We start from the raw sequence: 23782 nt of genomic DNA, 5'->3' as shown, positions 1-23782 counted from the left end.
AAATCCTGCTTTTTTGCCGAATGATTGACAACTTTGTCGAAAATCTTTTTTTCGTTCTTCTTGACAAGCGGCTATAAATAGTTTACTCGTCTCATGGCCGCTCTAAACCTATATAGGTCATTTTTCTCGCAATTTTTTATTATAATATAAGTGGCGGCAATATGCCATAAGAAAACGCACGACTCCAATCAAGAAATCGTGCGGATGAGGCGAAGCTAGCGCTTCAACTTTTTCATAATGATGCTCGCCGTCTCTTCGACCGCCTTGTTCGTCACATCGATGACGTCACAGCCGATTTTTTTCACGACTTCATCAAAATAAGCGAGCTCCTCTTTGATTCGATCCATATTGGCGTAAATCGCCTGGTCGTTCAGGCCGAGCGATTTCAGCCGCTCGCGGCGGATCGAAAGCAGTTTATCCGGACTGATTTTCAAGCCGAAGCATTTCCCCGGACCGACTCGAAACAGCTGCTCCGGCGGCTCGACCTCTGGAACGATCGGCACATTCGCCACTTTCAGCCGCTTATGCGCCAAATATTGCGACAGCGGTGTTTTCGATGTGCGCGATACGCCGATGAGCACGATATCGGCGCGCAAAATGCCGCGCGGGTCGCGCCCGTCATCGTATTTGACAGCAAATTCGATCGCTTCAATCTTTTTGAAGTAATCTTCGTCAAGTACGCGCACTTGACCCGGCTCATATCTTGGCGTCAGCTGGAACAAATGGCTCATCTTTTCAATGAGCGGACCGATGATATCGTATGCGACGACCCCTTCGCGCGCCGCTTCGGCGAGCAAGAATTCCCGCATCTCCGGAACGACGAGCGTAAACGCGATGATGGCGCGGTTCATTTTCGCTAAAGCGACGACTTCAGCCAATGTCGTTTTATCTTCCACATACGGGACGCGTTTCACTTGAATCGGCGAGGCGTGAAACTGGCTGGCTGCGGCTTTGACGACAAGCTCGGCCGTTTCCCCGCCGGAATCGGATACGACGTAAACAAGGCGCTGGTTCATTCTTCTCCTCCTTTGTTTGGATTAGTCCTCTTTGGCTAGCGACACGAATGCTTTCGTTATATTCGTTTTCGTAATACGGCCGATCACTTCATATCCTTTCTCCGTTTTGCGCACGACCGGCATAGCATCGATCTGTTTTTCAATCAGCTGTTCCGCCACGTCAATGAGCGGGTCGTCCTTGTAGCAAACGGCGATGTTCGGCATCCGCGTCATAATAATATTGACCGGGATCGCCGTCAGTTCCTGCTTGCCGAGGCTTGCGCGCAACAAATCTTTGCGCGACAAAACGCCCGCAAGCAACGACTCGTCATCGACGACAAACAGCGTGCCGACGTCCTCTAGAAACATTGTGACGATCGCATCATAGACGCTCACATTCTCATTGATGACAACTGGAATCGATTGGTAATCCTCGACTTTCATCTTTTTCATTTTATCGGCGAACAGCTGCTTGCCGGTTTTTCCCGTATAGAAATAGCCGACGCGCGGCCGCGCTTCCAAGTAGCCAGCCATCGTCAAGATGGCCAAGTCCGGCCGCAGCGTCGCCCTCGTCAAGTTCAGTTTCTCCGCGATGCTTTCTCCGGTGATCGGCCCGTAGTCTTTCACAATTTGCAAAATCTGCTCTTGGCGTTTATTTAGTTCGATCGTCGTTCACCACCTTGCCAAAAAAGGTCCCACACGCTATCACTCTCATTTATATTATACTACACGCCCCATTCACAATGAAAATGATGTTCCTTGCCCTCCGTCAGAGCTGAGCTTATCTTTCAGTTCACCGATTTGCTGCAAAAAACGCTTCGTCTTCAGCGACAGGCCGGCATATTCATCATAATAGGCGGACAATACAGCACAAAGCTCCATCTTTGTGCTTTCTTTCACCGATATGGAACCAAGCCGGGCAAGATCGATATGAAAAAAGAGGCGCAACAGCCGGACGGAAGCCGAAGAGAGCGGGAACCGATGGGGATCGGACGCCTCGCAGCGATGGCAAAGGAAGCCCGCCTCCTTGACGGAAAACGAAAAGCGCCCCTCCGTCGCCCCGCAGCGGACGCAACGGTCCAGCACCGGCGGAATGCCAAGCACTGCAAGCATTTTCATTTCGTAAATGAACGTCAAAATCTCTAAATCGCGGCCTTCGCTCATATATTGTAGTGTCTGCAAAAGAAGCTCGAACAAGTACGGATTGCGCTTTTGCTCTTCCGTGCTTTTGTCAGTTAGCTCGACAATATATGCGGCATAGGCGGCGGCAAACAAATCTTCGCGCAACGTCCGCATCGAGTCAATGAGCTCTCCCTGGTGAAGAACGCCAACGCCGCGGCTGCGGCGAATGACATAATGGCCGTATGAGAGCGGCTGCGTAACAGCAGAAAGGCGGCTGCTTGGCTTTTTCGCTCCCCTTGCCATCGCAGCCACCTTTCCCCATTCTCGGGTAAACAATGTGACAATTTTATTCGTCTCGCCATAATCGACCGTCCGCATGACGATCGCTTCACACGTTTCGAACATCCCATCACCACCGCTTCTACCAACAACGACGCTACGAGATCGGCTGGTCGATTTCGTTCTGTTCAGCGTTTTGCTCTTCACTGCCAAACTGTTGCTCGCGTTCCAACTCTTTAAATAGAAGGTACGTGTCGATATTGCCTGTTTGGCTAAACAGCTTCCACGTAAACTCAAGCATGGAATGACACCTCTTTCCGCCTGCAGGCATTGCGTATTGGTGGTCTACCTATAGGTTGGCTTAGGCAAAAACGGTTTATGTCGCGTAAAATTTTCTAACCGTCAATACTCATCTTCACGGAACCCGAAATCACGCAGTTGCGCCATACGGTTGCGCCAGTCTTTTTGCACTTTGACCCACAGCTCCAAAAACACTTTGGATCCAAGCAGCGCTTCGATGTCAGCGCGCGCCCGCTGTCCGATTTCCTTCAGCATCCGGCCTTGCTTGCCGATGATGATTCCTTTTTGCGAATCGCGCTCCACCACGATCACCGCGCTAATGTACACCGCTCCTGATCCTTCCCGCCGCTCGATGCGTTCGACGACGACAGCAATCGAGTGCGGAACTTCCTCGCGCGTTAAGTGAAGCGCTTTCTCGCGAATGAGCTCGGCGATGATAAATTGCTCGGGATGGTCCGTGATCTGGTCCGGCGGATAATATTGCGGCCCTTCCGGCAGCCGCTCTTTAATTTGCTCAAGCAGGCGGTCGACATTGTTCCCTTCAAGCGCCGAAATCGGCACGATTTCCGCAAACGGGTGCAAATCCTTGTATCGGTCAATGAGCGGCAGCAATTCATCCGGATGGACGCGATCGATTTTATTGATCACTAAAAACACCGGGGTGTCCACTTCTTTCAACCGTTCGATGATGAACGCCTCGCCGCGCCCAAATCCTTCTTCGGCATTGACCATAAACAAAATCAAATCGACTTCGCGAAGCGCATTGAGCGCCACTTTCATCATAAAGTCGCCGAGCTTATGCTTCGGTTTATGCACCCCAGGTGTGTCGATAAAGATGATTTGCGCGTCATCGTCCGTGTACACGCCTTGAATCTTATTGCGCGTCGTTTGCGGTTTATCGCTCATAATCGCGATTTTTTGCCCGATGACGCGGTTTAAAAACGTCGATTTTCCTACGTTTGGTCTCCCGATAATGGCAACAAATCCTGATTTGTATCCTTCTTTACGCATGCAAATCCTCCGCTGAAAAAGCTTCTGGCAGCAATTCGCTGACGGTCATGACTTTCACATCGCCTTTGAGGTTGGCTAAAATGACTTTCATATCGCCGTGGCAAAGTTCGGCGATCACTTGGCGGCATGCGCCGCACGGCGGCACCGGGCGGGGAGTGTCGGCGATGACTGCAAGAGCCGTGAACTCCTTCTCCCCTTCCGAATATGCCTTAAACAACGCGGTCCGCTCCGCACAATTGCACACGCTGTAGGCGGCGTTTTCAATGTTGCAGCCGCGGTACACATTGCCGCCTTTCGTCAACAGCGCGGCGCCGACTGGAAACTTCGAGTACGGCACGTAGGCGAGTTCGCGCGCTTTTTTCGCTTCAGCAATGAGCTGCTCCATCTCCACCAGTGACTCTTCCTTTCCTGCAAGCAAACGCTGCTTTCTTTTATTTTACAAAAAAACGCCATCCATTTCATCATTTGAAATCAAAATGTAACAGAAAAATTAGAATTTTCTCCCTCATTCGTTTAACGAAGATGCGGCCAAAACAGCAAAATGCCGATCACAACCGCCAATCCGGCCGCCGCCAGCACCGCCGCGGCAGCGATGTCTTTCGCCGCTTTCGCCAACGGATGAAACTGATCCGTCACTAAGTCAACGGCGCGCTCAATGGCTGTATTGACAAGCTCGAGCGTAATGACCGCGCCGACTGCCATGAGCAACACGATCCACTCCCAGCGCGACAGCCCAACGATGCCGCCGACCGCAAAGGCGACAACAGCGGCCGCCAAGTGGAAGCGCAAATGAGCTTCCTCTTTCACCGCCGCTTTCATTCCCGCCCACGCCCAAACAAACCGGTCGCGCTCTCGTTTGCCGCGCATTATCTTGTCAACCCGAACCTCGCCAAGATGTCTTCCTGCTTGGCGAACATGACGCGCTCTTCCTCTTCTGTCCCATGATCGTAACCAAGCAGGTGCAAGAAACCGTGCACAGCCAAAAACCCGAGCTCGCGCATGAACGAATGTCCATAGGCCGCCGCCTGCTCTTTCGCCTTCGGAATCGAAATGAGGATATCGCCGAGCACCGGCGGCATATCAGCGCCGACGATGTGAACCTCTTCTTCCCCTTCCTCCTCAAGAGCAAACGAAAGCACATCGGTCGGCGCATCTTTGCCGCGATAGTCGCGATTCATCGCGCGGATGCGTTCGTTGTCCACAAATGTGACGCTCACTTCCGCCCCGTCCGGCACGTTTTCAAGGGCCGCCGCCTCGGCGAGCAGCCGCTCGATCGTCTCGATTTGCTCAGCGGTCACCTCGTTCGTTTCATCTAGAAAATCAATGTGAATGGTCATGCATGCTTCACCTTTTCCTTTCGTACTTCTGGGTATTCGATGCGCGAATGGAAGACGCCGTTTAAAGTCTCGCAAAGCGAACGGGCGACGAGTTCCAACTCCTTCAGCGTAATGTCGCACTCGTTCAGCTGGTTGTCCTGCAAGCGATCAGCGATGATCGACCGGACGATCTTCTCGATTTTTTCCTGCGACGGGTTGGATAGCGAGCGAACAGCCGCTTCGACGCTGTCGGCGATGTTGATGACCGCCGCTTCTTTCGTCTGCGGCTTCGGCCCGGGATAACGAAACTCCGCTTCCGAGACAAACTCGGTTTGCTCGCGCGCCTTATGATAAAAATACTTCAGCAGCGTCGTGCCGTGGTGCTGTTCGGCGATGTCGATGATCTCCTTCGGCAGCCGGTGCTTGCGCAGCAAAGCGACGCCGTCGGCGACATGGGCAATAATAATATTTTTGCTCAACTGCGGCGACAAATGGTCATGCGGATTGCCGCCTATTTGATTTTCGATGAAATAGCGCGGCCGCTTCGTCTTGCCGATGTCATGGTAGTAGCAGGCGACGCGCGCCAGCAAGCCGTCGGCGCCGATCGCCTCGCACGCCGCTTCGGCCAAATTGGCGACCATAATGCTATGATGGTACGTCCCCGGCGCTTCAGTGAGCAACTTGCGCAAGAGCGGATGGTTCGGATTGGACAGTTCAATGAGCCGAAGCGGCGACAAAATGCCAAACGCCGCCTCCAACACCGGCAAGAGACCGATCGTCAAAATGGCAGAAAAAACCCCTGAGGCCGCCGCCATCAGCACCAACAAGCCGATTTCCGTCGGCGAATAGCGGCCGTTTTTTAACAGCAACAGCGAAAAAAGCGAAACGATATTGACCGCGGCGACAAACACGCCGGCCCGCCAAATGTTCGCTTTCGCCAGCTCCTTTGGCAGACAAAACGTCCCGGCCAAGCCGCCGGCAAGAAAGTAAACAATCAACGACACCGACACCGCGCCGGCCGTTCCAATTTCCTCATTGAACAGCAAACTGCCGCACACTGCTCCGATGATGGTCGTCATCATCGCGAGCCGCTCTCCGAGCAAAATGCGGACGAGCATCGGCCCGAACGCCGCCGGCACAAGGTAACCGATGGAAACAGCGCCGCTAGATGGCAGAAGGCGAATGAGCGCCATTGTCGTCATCATCAACGCAAAAATGGCTGTATAAAGCGACAGCTTTTCATTCGTCGTTTCCGTCCGAAAATAATAAATGAGCGGAGCAAGCAGCAACAAAACGAACACCAAAAGCCCAGCGGCGGTCCAAGACGGACGCCCGCTCTCAAGCAAGCCGACCAGCTCGAGCCGGCGGTAAACATCATTCGTGATAAACTGTCCTTCCTCGACGATCACTTGCCCTTGCAAAATTTTCACCGGCTTCACTTCATCCATCGCCTGCCGCCGTTTTTCTTCCGTCGCCGCCCGATCGTAGACGACGTTCGGAATGACCGCCTGTCGGCAAAGCTTCGCGACCGCCTCGCGAAGCGGCGGCGACAGCGCAGCGTATTCAAGCTCTTTGGCCGCTTCCGCCCGCGCCGTGTCAAGTTCCGCTTGGGAAATGCGCTCGCTCATGACGGCATGCACCGCGGTCAAGGCGGCTTCCTTCGCCGTCTTGAGCTCCTCCGGCGAGGCGGCAAGCAGCCGTTGCCATTCAGCGGCAGACAGATAGGCAAGCCATTCCGGCGGCAGCCGTTCCTCAAGTTTGGCGATCATATCGCCGAGCGGGCGGTCCGGCTCCGCCTCGCGCTGCACGCTTTCAATCGCGGCAAACAGCGAGGAAAGAAGGTCGACCCGGTTTTCGGCATATTCTTTTTTTAACGTATAGACATCCGCTACTTTCGCCGCCGCCTCTTCTTTCAGCTTGGCGGTCGCCTCTTTGTCCTCGACCGTCACCGGCGAACGGATCGTTTCCTTCGCGACGTCAAACAGGCGCAGCTCATACTGGCGCGGCTTCACTTGCCAATACAAAACGGCAAACAACAGAACAGCCAAAAGCAAAAACAGCCAAAAGCGGACAAAGCGGACTGTTTTTGTCCGCTCAAGAAAAAAACGAAACCTTCCCACCGGTTTTCCCCTCGCTTTGCAAGAAAAGACCGATCCCGTCGCTCTCGTTCTATAAGCCCGCCTCATCATAGGCGTCAATAATTTTCGCGACGAGCGGATGGCGAACGACATCCGACTGTTCCAAAAACACAAAGGCGATGCCGCCAATGGAGGCCAAAATGCGCTTGGCGACCGAAAGCCCCGATTCGACGCCCTTCGGCAAGTCGACTTGGGAAATATCGCCGGTAATGACCATCTTCGAGCCGAAGCCGAGCCGGGTCAAAAACATTTTCATTTGCGCTGGCGTCGTATTTTGCGCCTCGTCAAGAATGACGAACGCATCCTCCAGCGTCCGGCCGCGCATATAGGCGAGTGGGGCGATTTCAATCGTGCCGCGCTCAATCAACCGCTGCGTATACTCCGCTCCCAACACATCGTTTAAGGCATCATACAGCGGGCGCAAATACGGGTCAACCTTCTCTTTTAAGTCGCCTGGCAAAAAGCCGAGGCTTTCTCCAGCCTCAACGGCCGGACGAGTCAAAATGATGCGCTTGACGCTGCCGTTTTTTAACGCCTTGACCGCCATGACGACCGCCAAATACGTTTTTCCGGTGCCGGCTGGGCCGATGCCGAACGTCAAGTCATACTGTTCAATTGCTGCAACATAATAGCGCTGGCCCAACGTTTTGACGCGGATCGGCTTCCCTTTGGCGTTTTTTGTAATCTCCTCGTCGTACAGTTGAACAAGGCCGTCAAGCGCTCCTTTTTTTGCAAGCTGAATGGCGTAAAGAACGTCGCGCTCGCTGACCGCCGCCCCTTTGCGAATGACGATCAATAAATGGCGAAGCAATTCATCAACGAGCTGAACTTGCTGCGGCGTGCCGGAGACGTTGACCGTTTCCCCGCGCGTCACAATCGACACGCCGAGCTCTTCCTCGATCCGCTTTAAATGGATGTCATGGACGCCAAAGAGCGCCGCCGCTTCCTGCGGGTTTCGCACATGTTGGCTGATCGTAACGAACTGCTCTGACATTCTCAATCTCCTTGGACGATGGGTTGTGGTACAGCAATATTTTCGATGACTTCGTAATGCAATTCTACCCTTACTTTACCATTCTCTTTCGCCTGATGCAAAACTTTTTCGCTGCGAATGGCCGCCTCCTCCGGCAATTTCGCCCGCAGCTCGCGGCGGGCGATCTCTTTCGCTTCCGCGAACGCTTCTTCCCACGTGTAGCGCCGCTTCACTTCTTCCGCCTCGCGGATCGTGATGCGCTCGTAATAGAGCGGCAAGTCCCATTTCCAAAAACGAAACGGCCGTTTTTCTGTCTCAACGATGGTATGGGCAAACACCGGCTTCTTCCATCCCCAAACAGGAATCAAAAGGCGCCCGATTCCGACATAATGCCGTTCGGTGAACTTGCCGGTCAACACATGAAACGTCGTCTCAAGCGGCAGGACGACCGTAGACTTGTACCATGTTTCGCCAAACACTTTCCCTGACGCCGGCACAAACTTCGTCCTCCCTTCAGCGCCGATAATGCCAGAAACAAGCAGCTGGCCTTTTTGCACATAGTCGTTGACGGAAACGAGCGGTTGTCCCTCTTCAACGAACAAATCAGCGATGACCGCCTCTTTTTTTGCCACGAGATGACGCGGCGGAATCGGTTTTTTCGGCTCCGGAATCTCTTTTTCAACGACGCGGAAGTGAAGCGACGTCCCTTTCCACTCAACGCCGACCCACGTGATGTCCGGAACGCGTTCCGTCAGCTTTTTTTGCAGCGTCTCCGGGTCATCAAGCAGAAACTGAAATACGCCGCGCTCGACTCCCATTCGCTTTAACTCGCGGGCGATTTGATGCTCCGTCTCTGGAGCCGCCCCTTTGATTTCGATCTTCCAAACGATGTTCGAAAGCAAAAACACAATCGCTATAAAAAGGAGCAAGCCGAGCCAAAACCCGCTGTTCCGCCAGGCCTGCCGCCAAAAAAACGGCAGCCCGGTTCTCCCGACAAACGAAAGTTTGCATTCGCTTTGCCGGGCGACATGGCGTAGCCGTTTCACGTCGCTGAGCTTAATGAAAAACGTCGCGGTATCCGCGCTATGCTTTTTCACGTTCCAGACGGCAATCCCTTGGCGGACGCAGGCGTTGATCAACCGTTCGATCCCTTTCCCTCTCGCTTTGACCCGCACGCTGCCGGCGAGTGTGTCGACCCATTCGTTTTTCATCTCCGTTCCTCCTCGCTATTCATCTATATAAACGACTTGGCTGATTTTTCCTTCCAACAAAATTTCTTCCGGCAAAATCGTTTTAATCACAAACTGTTCGCCGCGGACAACGAGCTGTCCGTTCCGCAGCAAAAGGCGGAGCTCTTTATCGCTGAACGCGAGCAGCCCGCGGTGGTTTTCAATGTAAATATGTATGTGCCCAACCATCGTAATGCGGGGCAGATCCATCATAATGTCGGCGGGAAGTTCAAGCTTTTCCGCCATCCACCGCTTCATCTGCTGGCGCCATTTTTTCACCATCAAAAAGAACCCCCTTTCATCTCATATGTATGAGACAAAAGGGGGTTCTAGCACCGCTTTTCAAAAACAACGGGCCTGCCTGCCGGCAAGGCCCATTGCATTTATGACAGCTGTTGTTGGACAAGTTTGTTGACGAGCGAACCATCCGCTCTTCCTTTCACTTTCGGCATGATCGCGCCCATCACTTTTCCCATATCCGCTTTCGAAGAGGCGCCGACTTCCTTGATCGTCTGCTCGATCAAAACGCGCAGCTCGTCCTCTGTCAGCGGCGTTGGCATATACGATTGAACAATGTCAATTTCGGTTTTCACTTTTTCGACAAGATCTGAACGGCCAGCGTTTTCAAATTCTTGGAGGGAGTCTTTACGCTGTTTCAGTTCGCGAGAAAGAACCGTCAGCTCTTCGTCTTCCGAAAGCGGGCTTTTGCCGAGCTTGATCGCTTCGTTTTGCAGCGCCGCTTTCAGCATCCGGAGAACAGACAATTTTTCTTTCTCTTTGTTTTTCATCGCCTGCTTCATATCGTCATTCAAACGATCGAGAAGACTCACCGATTATACACCCTCTTTAATGCATGCTCTTAGTGCTTGCGCTTTCTAGCCGCCTCAGATTTTTTCTTCCGTCTGACGCTTGGCTTTTCATAAAATTCGCGCTTTCTCACTTCTTGCAAAGTGCCCGTTTTCGAAACGGCACGCTTAAAGCGACGAAGAGCGTCGTCGATCGACTCATTTTTGCGAACGATCGTTTTGGACATCCTGCTTCCCTCCCTCCGAACAACAACCATTGCATATTGTACTTGTCAATTATAATACATGCTGACAGAAAAGGTCAATAAAAAAAGCAGCGGAGGCCTGCTGGCCGCCTCTTCCCCGCGCTGAAAAAACGGTCATCACCCGCGGACAAGGCCCATACATATAGGGTGAAAGGGGAGATCGCCCATGGGATCGTTTTGGATGCTGTTTGCCATTTACACCGCTTTGTTTCTTCTTGGCATGTTGATGATGAAAGCTGGGCTTTACACGTTGTCCGGCCATCGGTTAAAACGGTGGCTCATGCGCTTCACCGCCACGCCGCTGCAAGGATTTGCCGCCGGTTTGGCGACGACCGCTCTCCTGCAAAGCAGCTCAGCGGTGATGGTGATGACGGTCGGCCTTGTCGCCGCCGGCTACTTGTCGTTCCGCCAATCGATCGGCATCATTTTAGGCAGCAACATCGGCTCGACGGTCACGACCGAGCTGATGACGCTTGATATCGGCGATGGCGCCATCCCACTTCTTATCAGCGGCGCGCTGCTTGTTTTTTTCGGCCGCCATCGCCTTGTTCTCGGCATCGGCATGACCGCTGTCGGCCTCGCCGCTGTGCTGTTTGCCATGGACGGCTTTGGCAGCCTCGCGAAACCGCTTGCCGCCTATCCGTTCGTTGATGCATGGCTGAAAGAAACGAATCGATCCGTCGCCGTCGGCCTTCTTGTCGGCATCGTCCTCACCGCTCTCGTTCATTCGAGCGCGGCAACGATCGGCATCGCCATGGGATTTTTAAACGAACAGCTGTTGACGCTGTCCGCGGCGATTGCTCTGTTGCTTGGCGCCAACATCGGTACGTGCATCACCGGGCTTTTGGCTTCGATCGGCTCCAGCAAAGAGGCTCAGCTGACCGCCTACACCCATCTATGGCTGAACGTCGTCGGCGCCGCTTTGTTCGCCTTTTGGACCGAGCCGCTCGCCAGTTTTGCCGCCAGGCTCAGCCCAGCGCCTGACGTGCAGCTCGCTCATGTGAGCGTCTTGTTCAACGTCATTTGCTCAGTGGCTGCTCTTCCATTTGTCGGCGCCATCGAAAAGGTCATTCTGTTTTTGCATGACCGAAACCGGACTTAGTAGTCAGCGCGGCCCGTCCCGCCGGTGACGATCGCCACCCCAGAGCTTGTGCCGATGCGCGTCGCGCCGGCGTTGATCATCGCCTCAGCGGTTTTCCAGTCACGGACGCCGCCTGATGCTTTGACGCCTGCTCTGTCGCCGACCGTTTTCCGCATCAGCGCCACATCCTCCACCGTCGCACCTCCGCCTGAGAACCCGGTCGACGTTTTCACATAATCAGCTCCGGCTTTCACTGCGAGCTGGCAGGCGCGCACTTTTTCCTCATCGGTCAAAAGCGCCGTTTCAACGATCACTTTGACAAGCGCCCTGCCAGCCGCCGCTTCGACAACCGCACGAATGTCGCGCTCGACAAGCTCGTCTTGCCCGCTTTTTAACGCGCCGATGTTGATCACCATGTCGACTTCGCGAGCGCCGTTTTCGATGGCGTCCGTTGTTTCAAACGCCTTTGTTTCCGGCGTCGTTGCCCCAAGTGGAAAGCCGATGACCGTGCAAACGCGGACATCCGTGCCGGAAAGCTCGCGCGCCGCCGTTTTTACCCACGTTGGGTTGACGCACACGGCAGCAAAGCCGTATTGCTTTGCTTCCGTGCACAGTTGCACGATTTGTTGTTCTGTCGCTTCCGGTTTGAGCAGCGTATGATCGATCATTTTCGCAATATTCATCGTCATTCGGAGAAACCCCTTTCTGCCATTTCCGTCAAGATGGAAGGTCTGACGTCTACCATCATACCATGCTCCCTCGACAAAAACCAGCGGCCATCTGTAGTGTCCTCAAAAAAAGAAAACACCCCAGCATCAGCTGGGGCGCGACATGAAGCCAGTTTTACACCTTTAGCCATGCGAAGTTATGAGCTTAATTTGACCGAATGAATCGCCTGATCCGGCACAACGCGGACGAACTCTCCTTCATTGTACGGATAGCCGGCTTTCGTAATCTTCACTTTGACAAGTTCACCGACCATTTCCTCGGTTGCCGGGAAACGGACTTTCAAATAGTTGTCTGTATAGCCGACGTACAAATCCGGCCGCTCTTTGTCGCGCTCTTCCGGGATGACCTCGAGCACTTGCCCTTCAAAACGGGAGGCGTACTCTTTCGCCAATTGATCGGACAAAGCGATCAAGCGGCGGACGCGGTCATGTTTCGTCTCCTCATCAACTTGATTCGGCATGCGCGCCGCCGGTGTGCCGGTTCGTTTCGAATACGGAAAGACATGCAGCTCGGAAAACCGTTGTTCACGAATAAAGTTGTACGTCTCCATAAATTCGTCTTCCGTCTCGCCTGGGAAGCCGACGATGACGTCAGAAGTCACCGCCAGCTCTGGAAACACTTCGCGCAACCGGGCGAGCCGCTCCGCGTAAAATTCCACCGTATATTTGCGGCGCATCCGCTTGAGCACCGTATTCGACCCAGACTGGAGCGGAATGTGCAAATGGCGGACGATTTTCTCCGACCGCTTCAGCACATCAATCACTTCATCGGTGATTTGACTCGCCTCAATCGACGAAATGCGGAGCCGCCGGAGCCCCGGCACTTGCTCGTCTAAATCGCGCAACAAGGACGCAAAGTTATAGTCTTTCAGATCGGTGCCATAGCCGCCTGTATGAATGCCGGTCAGAACGATTTCTTTATAGCCGGCGGCAACCAACTGGCGCGCCTGGCGGATGATTTCCTGCGGATCGCGCGAACGCATTAAACCGCGCGCCCACGGGATGATGCAAAACGTGCAGAAGTTGTTGCACCCTTCTTGGATTTTAAGCGAAGCCCGCGTCCGATCCGTGAATTCCGGCACATCCATCTCCTCAAAAACGCGCGTTTTCATAATGTTGTGAACAGCGTTGATCGGCTGGCGTTCGCGCTGGAACTGCTCGATGTAATCCAAAATTTTATGCCGGTCTTGCGTGCCGATGACAATATCAACGCCCGGAATGGCCATGACCTCAGCCGGCGATGTTTGCGCATAGCAGCCGGTCACGCAGACGACGGCGTCCGGATTGCGGCGCACCGCACGACGGATGACTTGACGGCTCTTTTTATCGCCGGTGTTCGTCACCGTGCACGTGTTGATCACATACACATCCGCACGGCTTTCAAACTCTTTTCGCTCGTATCCGGCTTTTTTAAACAGCTGCCAAATCGCTTCGGTTTCGTAATGATTGACTTTGCAGCCTAGTGTATGAAAAGCCACTGTCGGCATCTTGTTCACCTCGCTCTACCCCCCGCTTGATGACCAGCAGGGATGAATTTGTCCATTTTCCTTTCTCGCCCTCGTTTCGGCTGAACCGCCGCCCGCATGCCAACGTCTGGCGCAAGCGAATATGCAGGGGACAACTGTCAGGGCGCGAAACGGCCCATTATCGCCCACGCGCCGCTTCTCCGCCTGCGCGCAGCTCCCATTCATAAGAGGCGGCGGAAAGCAAATAGAGCGGAGCTGTTTCGGTCCGCAAAATGCGCGGCCCAAGGCTGCACGGCGAAAAGCCGTGCTGCCGAAGCTGTTCTGCTTCTTCCGGGCTGAACCCGCCTTCCGGCCCGAAGACAGCCAGCAGCGCGCCGCCCGGACGGAGGCAGGAAAGAAGCGCCGGAAGCGCGGCATGCCGGGCGTTTCGCGCCTCTTTTTCGTAGGCAAACAACCGAACATCGACCGTTTGGCCAAAGGCGAGGAGCTCGACAAACGAAAGCGGCGCCCGCACGTCCGGCACCACCGTTCGTTCAGCCTGTTCAGCCGCTTCTTTCGCGATTTTTTTCCATCGCTCGACTTTTTTCTCCGCCTTTTTCGCGTCCCATTTCACGACCGACCGGGCGGCTTCGAACGGAAGAAAGCCGGCGGCGCCGAGCTCTGTTCCTTTTTGGATGACGAGCTCCCACTTTTCGCCTTTCGGCAGCCCTTGGGCGATGTAGATGCGCACCGGCAGCTCGCTTCGCTCCTCTTTCCATTGTATAATACGGGCTTGCACATGCTCATTGGCAATTTGTTCAATTTCACACATCGCCGTGCGCCCGTCTGGAAAGACGCAAATGATCCCTTCCCCCGGCTTCATGCGCATGACGCGGGCGATATGATGGGCATCATCGCCGCTGATCGCGACGATCCCGCCTTGTTGCGCTTGGCTGGAAACGAAATAGCGCTGCACAGCCATCCCTTCTTTGCTTACGGTTTCATGGCGACAACCGCCACCCAGTCTTCTAACACGTTGATTTCCTCAATGGCAAAGCCGGCGGCAAGCAACCCGTCTTTGACGTCCTGCTTTTTCGCCTGAATGATGCCAGACGTGATGAAGCGGCCGCCTGGCTTTAACAACCGGTAAGCGTCACCGGTAAAGCGCAAAATGATTTCCGCTAAAATATTGGCGACGATCACATCAGCCGGTTCCTCAATATGGTCGAGCAAATTGTTTTGTGAGACCGTTACGATATGTTGCACCTTATTGAGCTTCACGTTCAGCCGCGCGCTGTCGACCGCCACCGGGTCCAAATCGAGCGCCCGCACCGACCGAGCGCCAAGCATCGCCGCGGCGATGCTTAAAATGCCGGAGCCGGTGCCGACGTCAATGACATGATCGCCGGGGCGCACGTACTTTTCGAGCGCCTGCAGACACATGACCGTTGTCGGGTGCGTGCCGGTCCCAAACGCCATGCCCGGATCCATTTCAATGATCAGCTCATCACTAGACGCCGGCTCGTACGTTTCCCACGTCGGCACGATCGTAAATTTTTCGGACACTTTCACCGGGTGATAATGCTTTTTCCACGCCGTTGCCCATTCCTCTTCGTTTACTTCGCTCAATGTAATTTTATTTTTGCCAAGGTCGATATCATACATCCATAAATTGTTAATCGCCTGCTTAATTTGTTCGACCGTTTCGCCAAGAAAACTGTTGACCGGCAAATAGGCCTTAATGATGACCCCTTCTTCCGGATAGTCGTCCGGGTTGAGCTCGACGATCTCGCCGTACCAGTCGTCCCGTTCCTTGACCAAATCGTATGGGTCTTCGATGACGACGCCGCCGGCGCCCGCTTCATGCAAAATGTTCGAAATCGCCTCGACCGCCTCATGCGTCGTATGAATACTGATTTCTGACCATTTCATCGCGCTTACGCTTCTCCTTTAAACGCCTTTTTGACTTTCTCAAAAAAACGGCCGTGCGGCTCGTCGTGCATCGTGTCTCCGCCGAGCCGATCAAACTCGCGCAACAGCTGCTTTTGCTTCTCAGTTAGCTTCGTCGGCGTCACAACGCGGACGATGACGTGCTGATCGCCTTGGCCGTAGCCGCGCACGTTCGGCACCCCTTTTCCCTTCAAGCGGAAGCGCGTGCCCGTTTGCGTGCCGGCCGGGATTTTCAGCTTCACATGGCCATGGAGCGTCGGCACTTCGATCTCATCGCCGAGCGCCGCCTGGGCGAACGACAACGGCACTTCGCAATAAATATCGTCGCCGTCGCGTTTGAAAAACTCATGTGGTTCGACTCGGAAGATGATGTACAAATCGCCCGGCGGCCCGCCATTGGCCCCTGGCTCCCCTTGGCCGGCGACGCGCAGCTGCTGGCCGTCGTCGACGCCGGCTGGAATTTTGACGTGAATTTTTTTTCGCCGTTTGACGCGTCCCGTGCCGCCGCACGTTGGGCATTTCTCCGGAATGTACCGGCCCGTGCCGCCGCAGACGGGACATGTCCGGCGGTTGACGATGCGGCCAAATGGCGTCGCTTGTTCGCTTGTCACTTGCCCGCTGCCGTGGCAATGCGGACAAGACGTCGGGCTTGTGCCCGGTTTCGCTCCGCTGCCCTGGCACGTGTCGCACGTCTCTTCCCGTGGAATTTCAATTTCCGTTTCTTTTCCGAACGCCGCTTCTTCAAACGTAAGCGTCATCATATACTCGACATCCGCGCCTTTGCGCGGACCGCTCGCCCGCCTGCGCGGACCGGCGCCGAAAAACGTTTCAAAAATATCTTCAAAACCGCCAAAGCCGCTAAAGCCGCCGAAATCAAACCCTCCGTCTTGGAATCCGCCGCTAAACGTTTCGTTCGGGTCGGCATGGCCGAAGCGGTCGTAACGGGCCCGCTTTTCATCATCGCTTAACACTTCGTACGCCTCTTTAATTTCCTTAAACTTTTCCGCGGCGTCCGGGGCTTTGTTCACATCTGGATGATACTGCTTCGAAAGCTTTCGATACGCTTTTTTGATCTCGTCTTTCGTCGCGTTTTTGCTGACGCCGAGAATCTCGTAATAATCGCGCTTCGCCATCGTTGATCATCCACTCCCGATTCACTCACATAAATTTAATTTTATCATTTCCCTCTGCGGCAAGGCAATATGTCAATGCTAGAAAAAAAGTCAAAGCCAAGGCAGGCCTGACTTTGACTTTCGGTTGCATTATTTATCGTCGTTCACTTCTTCAAACTCGGCGTCCACCACGTTGTCTTTATGATTGGCAGCGCCGCCTTGCGATCCTGCACTTTGCGCCTGTTTCGCCGCTTGTTCATACAGCTTGATCGACAGCTGCTGCACCGCTTCTTGCAGCGCGTCTTTTTTCTTGCGGATGTCGTCGATGTCGTTTTTCTCGAGCGCCGCTTTCAACGCCTCTTTCGCATCCTGCGCCTTCTTGATCTCATCGGCGCTCACTTTTCCTTCGACTTCTTTGATCGTTTTGTCGGTCATGAACATGAGCTGGTCGGCTTCGTTGCGCAACTCGGCGGCTTCTTTCCGCTTCCGGTCGGCTTCGGCGTTTTCTTCCGCTTCTTTAATCATGCGCTGAATTTCTTCTTCCGACAGGCCGGACGACGATTTGATGGTAATCGACTGCTCTTTGTTCGTTCCTAAATCTTTGGCGCGCACGTGAACGATGCCGTTAGCGTCAATATCAAACGTCACTTCAATTTGCGGCACGCCGCGCGGCGCCGGCGGAATGCCGGTCAGCTGAAAGCGGCCGAGCGACTTGTTGTCCGCCGCCATCGGGCGCTCTCCTTGCAAGACGTGAATGTCGACCGTCGTTTGATTGTCAGCCGCCGTTGTGAACACTTGCGATTTGCTTGTCGGAATCGTTGTGTTCCGCTCGATCAGTTTCGTAAACACGCCGCCCATCGTTTCAATGCCAAGCGAAAGCGGGGTCACGTCAAGCAGGACGACATCTTTCACTTCGCCGGCAATGACCCCTCCTTGGATCGCCGCACCGATGGCAACGACTTCGTCCGGGTTGACGCCTTTGTGAGGCTCTTTGCCAAGCTCGCGCTTGATCGCTTCTTGGACAGCCGGAATGCGGGTCGAACCGCCGACCAAAATGACTTTGTCAATATCGGCTGGCGTCAAGCCGGCGTCTTGCAGCGCCTGGCGGACCGGCCCCATCGTCCGTTCGACGAGGTGGGCGGACAACTCTTCAAATTTTGCTCTTGTCAACGTCATTTCCAAATGGAGCGGACCGTTTTCATTGGCGCTGATAAACGGCAGCGAAATTTGCGTCTGCGTGACGCCGGACAGCTCTTTTTTCGCTTTTTCCGCCGCATCTTTCAAGCGTTGGAGCGCCATTTTGTCTTTCGACAAATCGATGCCGTGCTCTTGCTTGAACTGATTGACCAAATAATCGATGATCACTTGGTCGAAGTCGTCGCCGCCCAAATGGTTGTCGCCAGCCGTCGCCTTCACTTCAAACACGCCGTCGCCAAGCTCCAAAATCGAGACGTCAAACGTCCCGCCGCCTAAGTCATAGACGAGAATCGTTTGATCTTCTTCTTTATCAAGGCCGTAAGCAAGAGCCGCGGCCGTCGGCTCGTTGATGATGCGCTCGACTTCGAGGCCGGCGATGCGGCCGGCGTCTTTCGTCGCTTGACGCTGGGCGTCGTTGAAATACGCCGGCACCGTGATGACCGCACGCGTCACCGGCTCGCCCAAATAGTCTTCGGCGTACGACTTCAAGTATTGCAAAATGATCGCCGAAATTTCTTGCGGCGTATATTGCTTCCCTTCGATTTCGACTTTGTAATCCGTCCCCATATGGCGCTTGATCGAAATGATCGTGTTTGGGTTCGTGATCGCTTGCCGTTTGGCGACTTCGCCGACTAGGCGTTCGCCGTTTTTAAACGCGACGACCGACGGGGTCGTGCGGTTTCCTTCCGGATTCGGAATGACTTTCGTCTCGCCGCCTTCTAGCACGGCGACGCAAGAGTTCGTCGTTCCTAAGTCGATGCCGATAATTTTGCTCATCACTCATCACCCTCCGTTTCCGTTTATTGGCTTACTTTGACCATGGCGGGCCGCAGCACGCGGTCTTTCAGCTTATAACCTTTTTGCAACTCCTCAACAACCGTGTTCGGCTCATAGCCTTCCGCTTCCGCCTGCATCACGGCTTGGTGCAAATAAGGGTCAAACGGCTTTCCGACCGCCTCGATCGCCTCGACGCCTTCTTTCTTCAAGGCGTCTAAAAGCGAGCGGTACACCATTTCCATCCCTTGCAAAATCGATTTCGCCTGTTCGTTGTCCGCCTCTATTTTCAACGCGCGTTCAAAGTTGTCAAGCACCGGAAGCAAATCGCTCGCCAAGCTTTGGGCGCGGTATTTTTCAGCCGCTTCCATCTCCTGGCGCGTCCGGCGGCGGAAGTTTTCAAAATCGGCGTACAGGCGGAGATACCGGTGTTCCATCTCTGAAAGCTTCGCTTCCAATTCGTTGATCTGCGCCTTGGCCGCCGCCAACTCCTCGGCCGTTGGCGCTTTTTCCGCCGGCTCCGCCGCTTCCTCCCCACCGGCCTCTTCAAGCGGAACGCTGCCTGATTCCCCCTCGGGCTGCGGGGCGGCTTCTTCCTCGATGGGTTGCTCCCGCTCCGGCTCATCGTATGTAGCTTGTTCCATCACTTGTTTTTCTCCTTGTTCCATCGCTTTCACCTCCCTGCCGGGGCTCTTTCCTTTTATGTATCAATGGCCACAAGGAAAGGATGGATGCGCGATCCATCCGTTATCCAATATGGCCATTCTTATTGACTTTGATACCATTTCGCCAGCGCGGCCGACAAATCGGAAGCGACGCGGTTTAAGACCGTGATGACGCGCGAGTATTCCATTCGCGTTGGACCAAGAATCGCGATCGCCCCGAGCGGCTCATCGCCGACCGAATACGTCGCTGTAATCAAGCTGCAGTTTTCCATGCCGCGCAATTCGTTTTCATGCCCGATCGAAACCCGCACTCCTTTTTGGGTTTGCTTGCGGAGCAGGCGATAAATGTCTTTTTCCTGCTCAATGATGTCCAGAAGCGGGCGCACTTTTTGGATGTCGCTGAACTCCGGCTGGTTGAGCATATTCGCCTTGCCGGCGAAAAACACTTTTTCTTCTTCAGGGGCATCGAGCGTCTCCATGAGCGTATTGAGCACGCTGTCGTAGTTGCGGATGTGCCGGCGCAATACGTCGGCCACTTCCGTCTCCATTTTTTCTTTCAAATCCATGAGCGGAACGCCGGCGAGCCGCTCGTTAAAAATGTTAACCATTTTTTCGAGGTCGCCTGCGTCCATCGATGACGGAATCGTCACGACCCGGTTTTCAACATGGCCGGTGTCCGTCACGACGATGGCGACGGCTGTCTGTTCGTTGAGCGGAACGATTTGCATCCGCTTCAGTTTGCTTTCTTTAAACGTCGGCCCGAGCGCGATGGATGTATAGTTCGTCAGCTCGGATAAAATTTGCGCCGACTTTTGCATCAGTTTTTCCAGCTCATAGATGCGCTCGGCAAACACGGAGCGGATTTTTTGAATGTCCGCCCTTGTCAGCCGCTGCGGCGGCAGCAAATGGTCGACGTAGTAGCGGTACCCTTTTTCCGACGGCACACGGCCGGAAGAAATGTGCGTTTTTTCAATGTAGCCAAGCTCCTCCAAATCCGCCATCTCATTGCGGATCGTCGCCGAGCTGAACGCGATTTGGTGCTTTTTTGATAACGTCCGCGAACCAACCGGCTGCCCAGAACGAATGAAATCGTCGATAATCACCTGCAAAATCAGCAGTTGGCGGTCCGTTAGCACGTGTCTCACCTCTGTTAGCACTCGAACAATTCGAGTGCTAAATCTACTACTAGGGTAGCAAATCGCCCGGCAAATGTCAATGTTTACATTTCGCCGAGGAACGCGGCAAACACTTCATTGCCGAGCAGCTTGCCCCGTTTTGTCAAGCGGATGTGAGTCTCCGTTTCCTCGAGGCGTCCGTTCTCGATTTCCCGGCGGATCGCCGCGCCAAATATGTCGTGGAGGTCGCGGCCGAACTTTTGCCGAAAGCAGACTTTGGATACCCCTTCCGTTTTGCGCAGCCCTAAAAACATTTCCTCTTCCATCTGCTCGCGAGTGGTCAAGCGGCGCACGCCGCGGTGCGGCCATTGGCCGCGTTCGATCGCACTGATGTAATGCCGGATGGGACCGATATTCGCCCGCCGCACACCGTCGATATAGCTGTGCGCCCCAGCGCCGATGCCGTAGTACTCCTCATTGTTCCAGTACGTCAAGTTGTGCCGGCTTTCGAATCCCGGCACAGCATAGTTGCTGATTTCGTATTGCCGATAGCCAGCGGCGGCCATCTGCTCCATCGCCGCTTCGTACATCTCGGCTTCCATCTCTTCACCCGGTAGACGGAGCCGGCCTTTCCGCCATTCGTTATAAAAAATCGTCCTTGGCTCCAAAATGAGGGAATAAGCAGAAAGATGGGGCACATGAAGCGAAAACGCCGCTTCTAAATCGGCCGTAAACTGCTCAAGCGTCTGCCCCGGCAAACCGTACATGACATCAATGCTGATGTTCTGAAACCCGACTTCTCTGGCCAACGCTACAGCCCGTATGACGTCGCCTCGCCGGTGCGTGCGGCCGATCGTTTGCAGAAGCTGATCGTCAAATGTCTGCACCCCCAGGCTCAGCCGATTCACTCCGGCATCGCGCAAAATCGCGAGCTTTTCTTTCGTCAAGCCGTCCGGGTTGGCTTCGACGGTAAATTCGGCCGTTTGTGGGTCAAACTGAAAATGGCGGTGGATGCTCGCAAGCAAACAGCCGAGCTGCGCCGGCTCAAGCACCGTCGGCGTGCCGCCGCCGATAAACAGCGTCTTGAGTTGGCTGCCAAATTCCGCCGCCGTCCACGCCATTTCTTTGTCCATCGCCCGCAAATAGTCGTCAATCGGCTGGCCGGCGGCAAATACTTTGTTAAAATCGCAATAATGGCAAATATGGGCGCAAAAGGGAATATGAAAATACGCTGAAACGGCCATCGGTCCTCCTCCTTTCAGCCGGCAGCGCCGCAGGAAACAAACAAGGCTATCCCCAACGGAGACAGCCTTGCTCGTTATTTTTTCTGGTCGTCGATTTTCAAGACGGCCATAAACGCTTCTTGCGGCACTTCGACCGACCCGATTTGTTTCATCCGCTTCTTTCCTTCTTTTTGCTTCTCAAGCAGCTTCCGCTTCCGCGACACGTCGCCGCCGTAACATTTGGCGAGCACGTTTTTGCGCAATGCTTTGATTGTCGAACGGGCGATGACCTTGTTGCCGATCGCCGCCTGCACCGGCACTTCAAATTGCTGGCGTGGAATCAAATCTTTCAGCTTTTCCACGATCGCTTTGCCGCGCTCGTACGCAGAGTCGCGATGAACGATAAACGATAAGGCATCGATTTTTTCGCCGTTTAGCAAAATATCCATTTTGACGAGATTGGACGGCCGGTAGCCGATCCATTCGTAGTCGAATGACGCGTACCCTTTTGTGTTCGACTTTAAAGCGTCGAAAAAGTCGTAGACGATCTCAGAGAGCGGCATATCGTAAATGAGCATGACGCGCTTTTCATCCAAATATTGCATATCGACAAACGTGCCGCGCTTTCCTTGACACAGCTCCATCACCGGCCCGACATAGTCGTTTGGCACCATGATCGTCGCTTTCACATACGGCTCTTCAATGCGGTCGATTTTTTGCGGGTCGGGCATGTTCGTCGGGTTGTCGACGTCAACTTCCGTTCCGTCAGTCAAATGCACCTTGTAAACGACGCTCGGCGCGGTCGTGATCAAATCGATATGAAATTCGCGCTCGAGCCGCTCTTGGATGATTTCCATATGAAGCAAGCCAAGAAACCCACAGCGGAAGCCGAACCCAAGCGCCTGCGACGTTTCCGGCTCAAAGTGGAGCGCCGCATCGTTCAATTGCAGCTTCTCGAGCGCCTCGCGCAAATCGTTGTAACGCGCCGTATCGATCGGATACATCCCGCAAAACACCATCGGATTGAGCTTCCGATAGCCCGGGAGCGGTTCAGCTGCCGGCCGTTCGGCATCGGTGATCGTATCGCCGACGCGCGTATCTTTCACGTTTTTAATCGAGGCGGTCAAATAGCCGACATCACCGACCGTCAATTCGTCGACGACTTTTTGCTTCGGCGTGAACACGCCGACTTCCGTCACTTCAAACTCTTTGCCGGTCGACATCATTTTAATGCGCTGTCCTGGCTTCACCGTTCCGTCGACGACGCGAACATAGGCGACAACGCCGCGGTACGGGTCATAAAGGGAATCAAAAACGAGCGCCTTCAGCGGCGCATCCGGATCGCCCGAGGGAGCCGGAATCTTTTCGACGATTTTTTCCAAAATTTCTTCGATGCCGATGCCGACTTTGGCCGAAGCAAGCACCGCGTCAGAGGCGTCCAAACCGATGACATCCTCAATTTCTTGACGCACCCGCTCCGGTTCAGCGCTTGGCAAATCAATTTTGTTAATGACCGGCAAAATTTCTAAATTATTATCGATCGCCAAATACACGTTGGCGAGCGTCTGCGCTTCAATGCCTTGCGCCGCATCGACGACCAAAATCGCCCCTTCGCAGGCAGCCAAACTGCGCGACACTTCGTACGTAAAGTCGACATGGCCCGGCGTGTCGATCAAATGGAAAATGTACTCTTCGCCATTTTTCGCTCTATATGTCAACTGGACCGCATTCAATTTAATCGTGATGCCACGCTCGCGCTCCAGTTCCATCGTATCGAGCGTCTGCTCGCGCAATTCACGCTCCGACAGCGCCCCCGTTTTTTCCAAAATGCGGTCCGCCAGCGTCGATTTTCCGTGGTCAATGTGGGCAATAATCGAAAAATTGCGGATCCGCTCCTGTCGTTTCAACCGTTCTTCCCGGTTCATTGTCTCTCACTCCTGCTTCTTCGCAAAACTACACTAGCTTTGATTATAGCAACAGCGCGAAGAAGATTCAATGATGAACGAAAAGCCAAGCCGCCGTTTATGCTTTCCGGAAAGACGCGAAACGGCCAGAGCCGCGCCAAGAAAACAATCGAT

Annotated in this window: 25 protein-coding genes; 1 reads left to right on the top strand and 24 read right to left on the bottom strand. The window is 54.2% G+C overall.

Annotated features, from left to right (window positions below):
• Window positions 1-215: 215 nt before the first annotated feature.
• The 14 genes from B9L19_RS05850 to rpsU all read right to left on the bottom strand — a co-directional run bounded on the left by B9L19_RS05850 (window position 216) and on the right by rpsU (window position 10396).
• Window positions 216-1016 carry a pyruvate, water dikinase regulatory protein gene (locus B9L19_RS05850; RefSeq protein WP_011231964.1) on the bottom strand — a complete coding sequence of 267 codons (801 nt, stop codon included), beginning with the start codon at window positions 1014-1016 and terminating at the stop codon, window positions 216-218.
• Between the two features lie 21 nt (window positions 1017-1037).
• Window positions 1038-1661 (bottom strand): transcriptional regulator CcpN, encoded by a 624-nt coding sequence (ccpN, locus tag B9L19_RS05845; RefSeq protein WP_425268995.1) that lies wholly within the window; start codon window positions 1659-1661, stop codon window positions 1038-1040.
• A gap of 72 nt (window positions 1662-1733) precedes the next feature.
• Window positions 1734-2522, bottom strand: a complete 789-nt coding sequence (gene recO, locus B9L19_RS05840; protein WP_025948912.1) for a DNA repair protein RecO — start codon at window positions 2520-2522, stop codon at window positions 1734-1736.
• Between the two features lie 31 nt (window positions 2523-2553).
• Window positions 2554-2697 carry a YqzL family protein gene (locus B9L19_RS05835; protein WP_082131175.1) on the bottom strand — a complete coding sequence of 48 codons (144 nt, stop codon included), beginning with the start codon at window positions 2695-2697 and terminating at the stop codon, window positions 2554-2556.
• Between the two features lie 101 nt (window positions 2698-2798).
• Window positions 2799-3707: a GTPase Era gene (gene era, locus B9L19_RS05830; RefSeq protein WP_047752775.1), complete on the bottom strand. Its 909-nt coding sequence runs from the start codon at window positions 3705-3707 to the stop codon at window positions 2799-2801.
• Complete coding sequence (locus tag B9L19_RS05825) at window positions 3700-4098, bottom strand: cytidine deaminase (RefSeq protein WP_025948910.1); 399 nt, start codon at window positions 4096-4098, stop codon at window positions 3700-3702. The genes era and B9L19_RS05825 overlap by 8 nt, the downstream gene beginning before the upstream one ends.
• Window positions 4099-4220: 122 nt before the next feature.
• Window positions 4221-4574 carry a diacylglycerol kinase family protein gene (locus B9L19_RS05820; protein ID WP_025948909.1) on the bottom strand — a complete coding sequence of 118 codons (354 nt, stop codon included), beginning with the start codon at window positions 4572-4574 and terminating at the stop codon, window positions 4221-4223.
• Window positions 4574-5044, bottom strand: a complete 471-nt coding sequence (ybeY, locus tag B9L19_RS05815) for an rRNA maturation RNase YbeY (protein ID WP_047752774.1) — start codon at window positions 5042-5044, stop codon at window positions 4574-4576. Before ybeY ends, B9L19_RS05820 begins: the two co-directional genes overlap by 1 nt.
• Window positions 5041-7143, bottom strand: a complete 2103-nt coding sequence (locus B9L19_RS05810) for an HD family phosphohydrolase (protein WP_011231972.1) — start codon at window positions 7141-7143, stop codon at window positions 5041-5043. The genes ybeY and B9L19_RS05810 overlap by 4 nt, the downstream gene beginning before the upstream one ends.
• 49 nt (window positions 7144-7192) lie before the next feature.
• On the bottom strand, window positions 7193-8155 hold the full coding sequence (locus B9L19_RS05805) for a PhoH family protein (RefSeq protein WP_011231973.1): 963 nt from the start codon (window positions 8153-8155) through the stop codon (window positions 7193-7195).
• 2 nt (window positions 8156-8157) lie between these two features.
• Complete coding sequence (yqfD, locus tag B9L19_RS05800; RefSeq protein ID WP_011231974.1) at window positions 8158-9345, bottom strand: sporulation protein YqfD; 1188 nt, start codon at window positions 9343-9345, stop codon at window positions 8158-8160.
• A 15-nt stretch (window positions 9346-9360) separates the two neighbouring features.
• Window positions 9361-9645: a sporulation protein YqfC gene (gene yqfC, locus B9L19_RS05795; RefSeq protein WP_013144709.1), complete on the bottom strand. Its 285-nt coding sequence runs from the start codon at window positions 9643-9645 to the stop codon at window positions 9361-9363.
• 101 nt (window positions 9646-9746) lie between these two features.
• On the bottom strand, window positions 9747-10193 hold the full coding sequence (locus tag B9L19_RS05790) for a GatB/YqeY domain-containing protein (RefSeq protein ID WP_025948904.1): 447 nt from the start codon (window positions 10191-10193) through the stop codon (window positions 9747-9749).
• Window positions 10194-10222: 29 nt separating this feature from the next.
• The gene (gene rpsU / locus B9L19_RS05785; protein ID WP_008879912.1) at window positions 10223-10396 is read right to left on the bottom strand and encodes a 30S ribosomal protein S21; all 174 of its coding nucleotides are present in this window, start codon (window positions 10394-10396) and stop codon (window positions 10223-10225) included.
• 184 nt (window positions 10397-10580) lie between these two features.
• Between rpsU and B9L19_RS05780 the strand changes: the two genes are divergently transcribed.
• The gene (locus B9L19_RS05780) at window positions 10581-11516 is read left to right on the top strand and encodes a Na/Pi symporter (protein WP_025948903.1); all 936 of its coding nucleotides are present in this window, start codon (window positions 10581-10583) and stop codon (window positions 11514-11516) included.
• Here the strand turns inward: B9L19_RS05780 and deoC are convergent.
• The 10 genes from deoC to lepA all read right to left on the bottom strand — a co-directional run bounded on the left by deoC (window position 11513) and on the right by lepA (window position 23629).
• Window positions 11513-12184, bottom strand: a complete 672-nt coding sequence (gene deoC, locus B9L19_RS05775; protein ID WP_047752773.1) for a deoxyribose-phosphate aldolase — start codon at window positions 12182-12184, stop codon at window positions 11513-11515. The genes B9L19_RS05780 and deoC overlap by 4 nt on opposite strands.
• Before the next feature lie 176 nt (window positions 12185-12360).
• Window positions 12361-13710, bottom strand: a complete 1350-nt coding sequence (gene mtaB, locus B9L19_RS05770) for a tRNA (N(6)-L-threonylcarbamoyladenosine(37)-C(2))-methylthiotransferase MtaB (RefSeq protein ID WP_047752772.1) — start codon at window positions 13708-13710, stop codon at window positions 12361-12363.
• Between the two features lie 157 nt (window positions 13711-13867).
• Window positions 13868-14644, bottom strand: coding sequence for a 16S rRNA (uracil(1498)-N(3))-methyltransferase (locus B9L19_RS05765; protein WP_025948900.1), 777 nt, complete (start codon window positions 14642-14644; stop codon window positions 13868-13870).
• Between the two features lie 17 nt (window positions 14645-14661).
• On the bottom strand, window positions 14662-15600 hold the full coding sequence (prmA, locus tag B9L19_RS05760) for a 50S ribosomal protein L11 methyltransferase (RefSeq protein ID WP_025948899.1): 939 nt from the start codon (window positions 15598-15600) through the stop codon (window positions 14662-14664).
• A 5-nt stretch (window positions 15601-15605) separates the two neighbouring features.
• Window positions 15606-16751, bottom strand: coding sequence for a molecular chaperone DnaJ (gene dnaJ / locus B9L19_RS05755; RefSeq protein ID WP_047752771.1), 1146 nt, complete (start codon window positions 16749-16751; stop codon window positions 15606-15608).
• 129 nt (window positions 16752-16880) lie between these two features.
• Window positions 16881-18704 (bottom strand): molecular chaperone DnaK, encoded by a 1824-nt coding sequence (dnaK, locus tag B9L19_RS05750; RefSeq protein ID WP_025948897.1) that lies wholly within the window; start codon window positions 18702-18704, stop codon window positions 16881-16883.
• A 23-nt stretch (window positions 18705-18727) separates the two neighbouring features.
• Window positions 18728-19369 (bottom strand): nucleotide exchange factor GrpE, encoded by a 642-nt coding sequence (gene grpE / locus B9L19_RS05745; protein WP_047752770.1) that lies wholly within the window; start codon window positions 19367-19369, stop codon window positions 18728-18730.
• A 98-nt stretch (window positions 19370-19467) separates the two neighbouring features.
• Window positions 19468-20502: a heat-inducible transcriptional repressor HrcA gene (gene hrcA / locus B9L19_RS05740; protein WP_015375441.1), complete on the bottom strand. Its 1035-nt coding sequence runs from the start codon at window positions 20500-20502 to the stop codon at window positions 19468-19470.
• An 83-nt stretch (window positions 20503-20585) separates the two neighbouring features.
• Entirely contained in the window at window positions 20586-21725 is a 1140-nt protein-coding gene (gene hemW, locus B9L19_RS05735) for a radical SAM family heme chaperone HemW (RefSeq protein WP_025948894.1), read from the bottom strand.
• 74 nt (window positions 21726-21799) lie between these two features.
• Window positions 21800-23629: a translation elongation factor 4 gene (lepA, locus tag B9L19_RS05730; protein WP_047752769.1), complete on the bottom strand. Its 1830-nt coding sequence runs from the start codon at window positions 23627-23629 to the stop codon at window positions 21800-21802.
• Window positions 23630-23782: the final 153 nt, after the last annotated feature.

Origin of the sequence: Geobacillus thermocatenulatus, from assembly GCF_002217655.1 — a bacterium.
Taxonomy (GTDB): domain Bacteria; phylum Bacillota; class Bacilli; order Bacillales; family Anoxybacillaceae; genus Geobacillus; species Geobacillus thermocatenulatus.
The sequence above is the reverse complement of the archived record's forward strand: the minus strand, read 5'-3'. Positions and strand labels throughout refer to the sequence as shown.

What these genes read in the sequence shown, in the direction of transcription:
- mtaB (WP_047752772.1), bottom strand. Translation starts at nt 13,710, where the DNA reads ATGCCGACAGTGGCTTTTCATACACTAGGCTGCAAAGTCAATCATTAC.
- lepA (WP_047752769.1), bottom strand. Translation starts at nt 23,629, where the DNA reads ATGAACCGGGAAGAACGGTTGAAACGACAGGAGCGGATCCGCAATTTT.
- B9L19_RS05820 (WP_025948909.1), bottom strand. Translation starts at nt 4,574, where the DNA reads ATGCGCGGCAAACGAGAGCGCGACCGGTTTGTTTGGGCGTGGGCGGGA.
- hemW (WP_025948894.1), bottom strand. Translation starts at nt 21,725, where the DNA reads ATGGCCGTTTCAGCGTATTTTCATATTCCCTTTTGCGCCCATATTTGC.
- ybeY (WP_047752774.1), bottom strand. Translation starts at nt 5,044, where the DNA reads ATGACCATTCACATTGATTTTCTAGATGAAACGAACGAGGTGACCGCT.
- prmA (WP_025948899.1), bottom strand. Translation starts at nt 15,600, where the DNA reads ATGAAATGGTCAGAAATCAGTATTCATACGACGCATGAGGCGGTCGAG.
- B9L19_RS05850 (WP_011231964.1), bottom strand. Translation starts at nt 1,016, where the DNA reads ATGAACCAGCGCCTTGTTTACGTCGTATCCGATTCCGGCGGGGAAACG.
- yqfD (WP_011231974.1), bottom strand. Translation starts at nt 9,345, where the DNA reads ATGAAAAACGAATGGGTCGACACACTCGCCGGCAGCGTGCGGGTCAAA.
- dnaK (WP_025948897.1), bottom strand. Translation starts at nt 18,704, where the DNA reads ATGAGCAAAATTATCGGCATCGACTTAGGAACGACGAACTCTTGCGTC.
- B9L19_RS05835 (WP_082131175.1), bottom strand. Translation starts at nt 2,697, where the DNA reads ATGCTTGAGTTTACGTGGAAGCTGTTTAGCCAAACAGGCAATATCGAC.
- B9L19_RS05780 (WP_025948903.1), top strand. Translation starts at nt 10,581, where the DNA reads ATGGGATCGTTTTGGATGCTGTTTGCCATTTACACCGCTTTGTTTCTT.
- grpE (WP_047752770.1), bottom strand. Translation starts at nt 19,369, where the DNA reads ATGGAACAAGGAGAAAAACAAGTGATGGAACAAGCTACATACGATGAG.
- era (WP_047752775.1), bottom strand. Translation starts at nt 3,707, where the DNA reads ATGCGTAAAGAAGGATACAAATCAGGATTTGTTGCCATTATCGGGAGA.
- recO (WP_025948912.1), bottom strand. Translation starts at nt 2,522, where the DNA reads ATGTTCGAAACGTGTGAAGCGATCGTCATGCGGACGGTCGATTATGGC.
- rpsU (WP_008879912.1), bottom strand. Translation starts at nt 10,396, where the DNA reads ATGTCCAAAACGATCGTTCGCAAAAATGAGTCGATCGACGACGCTCTT.
- yqfC (WP_013144709.1), bottom strand. Translation starts at nt 9,645, where the DNA reads ATGGTGAAAAAATGGCGCCAGCAGATGAAGCGGTGGATGGCGGAAAAG.
- dnaJ (WP_047752771.1), bottom strand. Translation starts at nt 16,751, where the DNA reads ATGGCGAAGCGCGATTATTACGAGATTCTCGGCGTCAGCAAAAACGCG.
- B9L19_RS05805 (WP_011231973.1), bottom strand. Translation starts at nt 8,155, where the DNA reads ATGTCAGAGCAGTTCGTTACGATCAGCCAACATGTGCGAAACCCGCAG.
- deoC (WP_047752773.1), bottom strand. Translation starts at nt 12,184, where the DNA reads ATGACGATGAATATTGCGAAAATGATCGATCATACGCTGCTCAAACCG.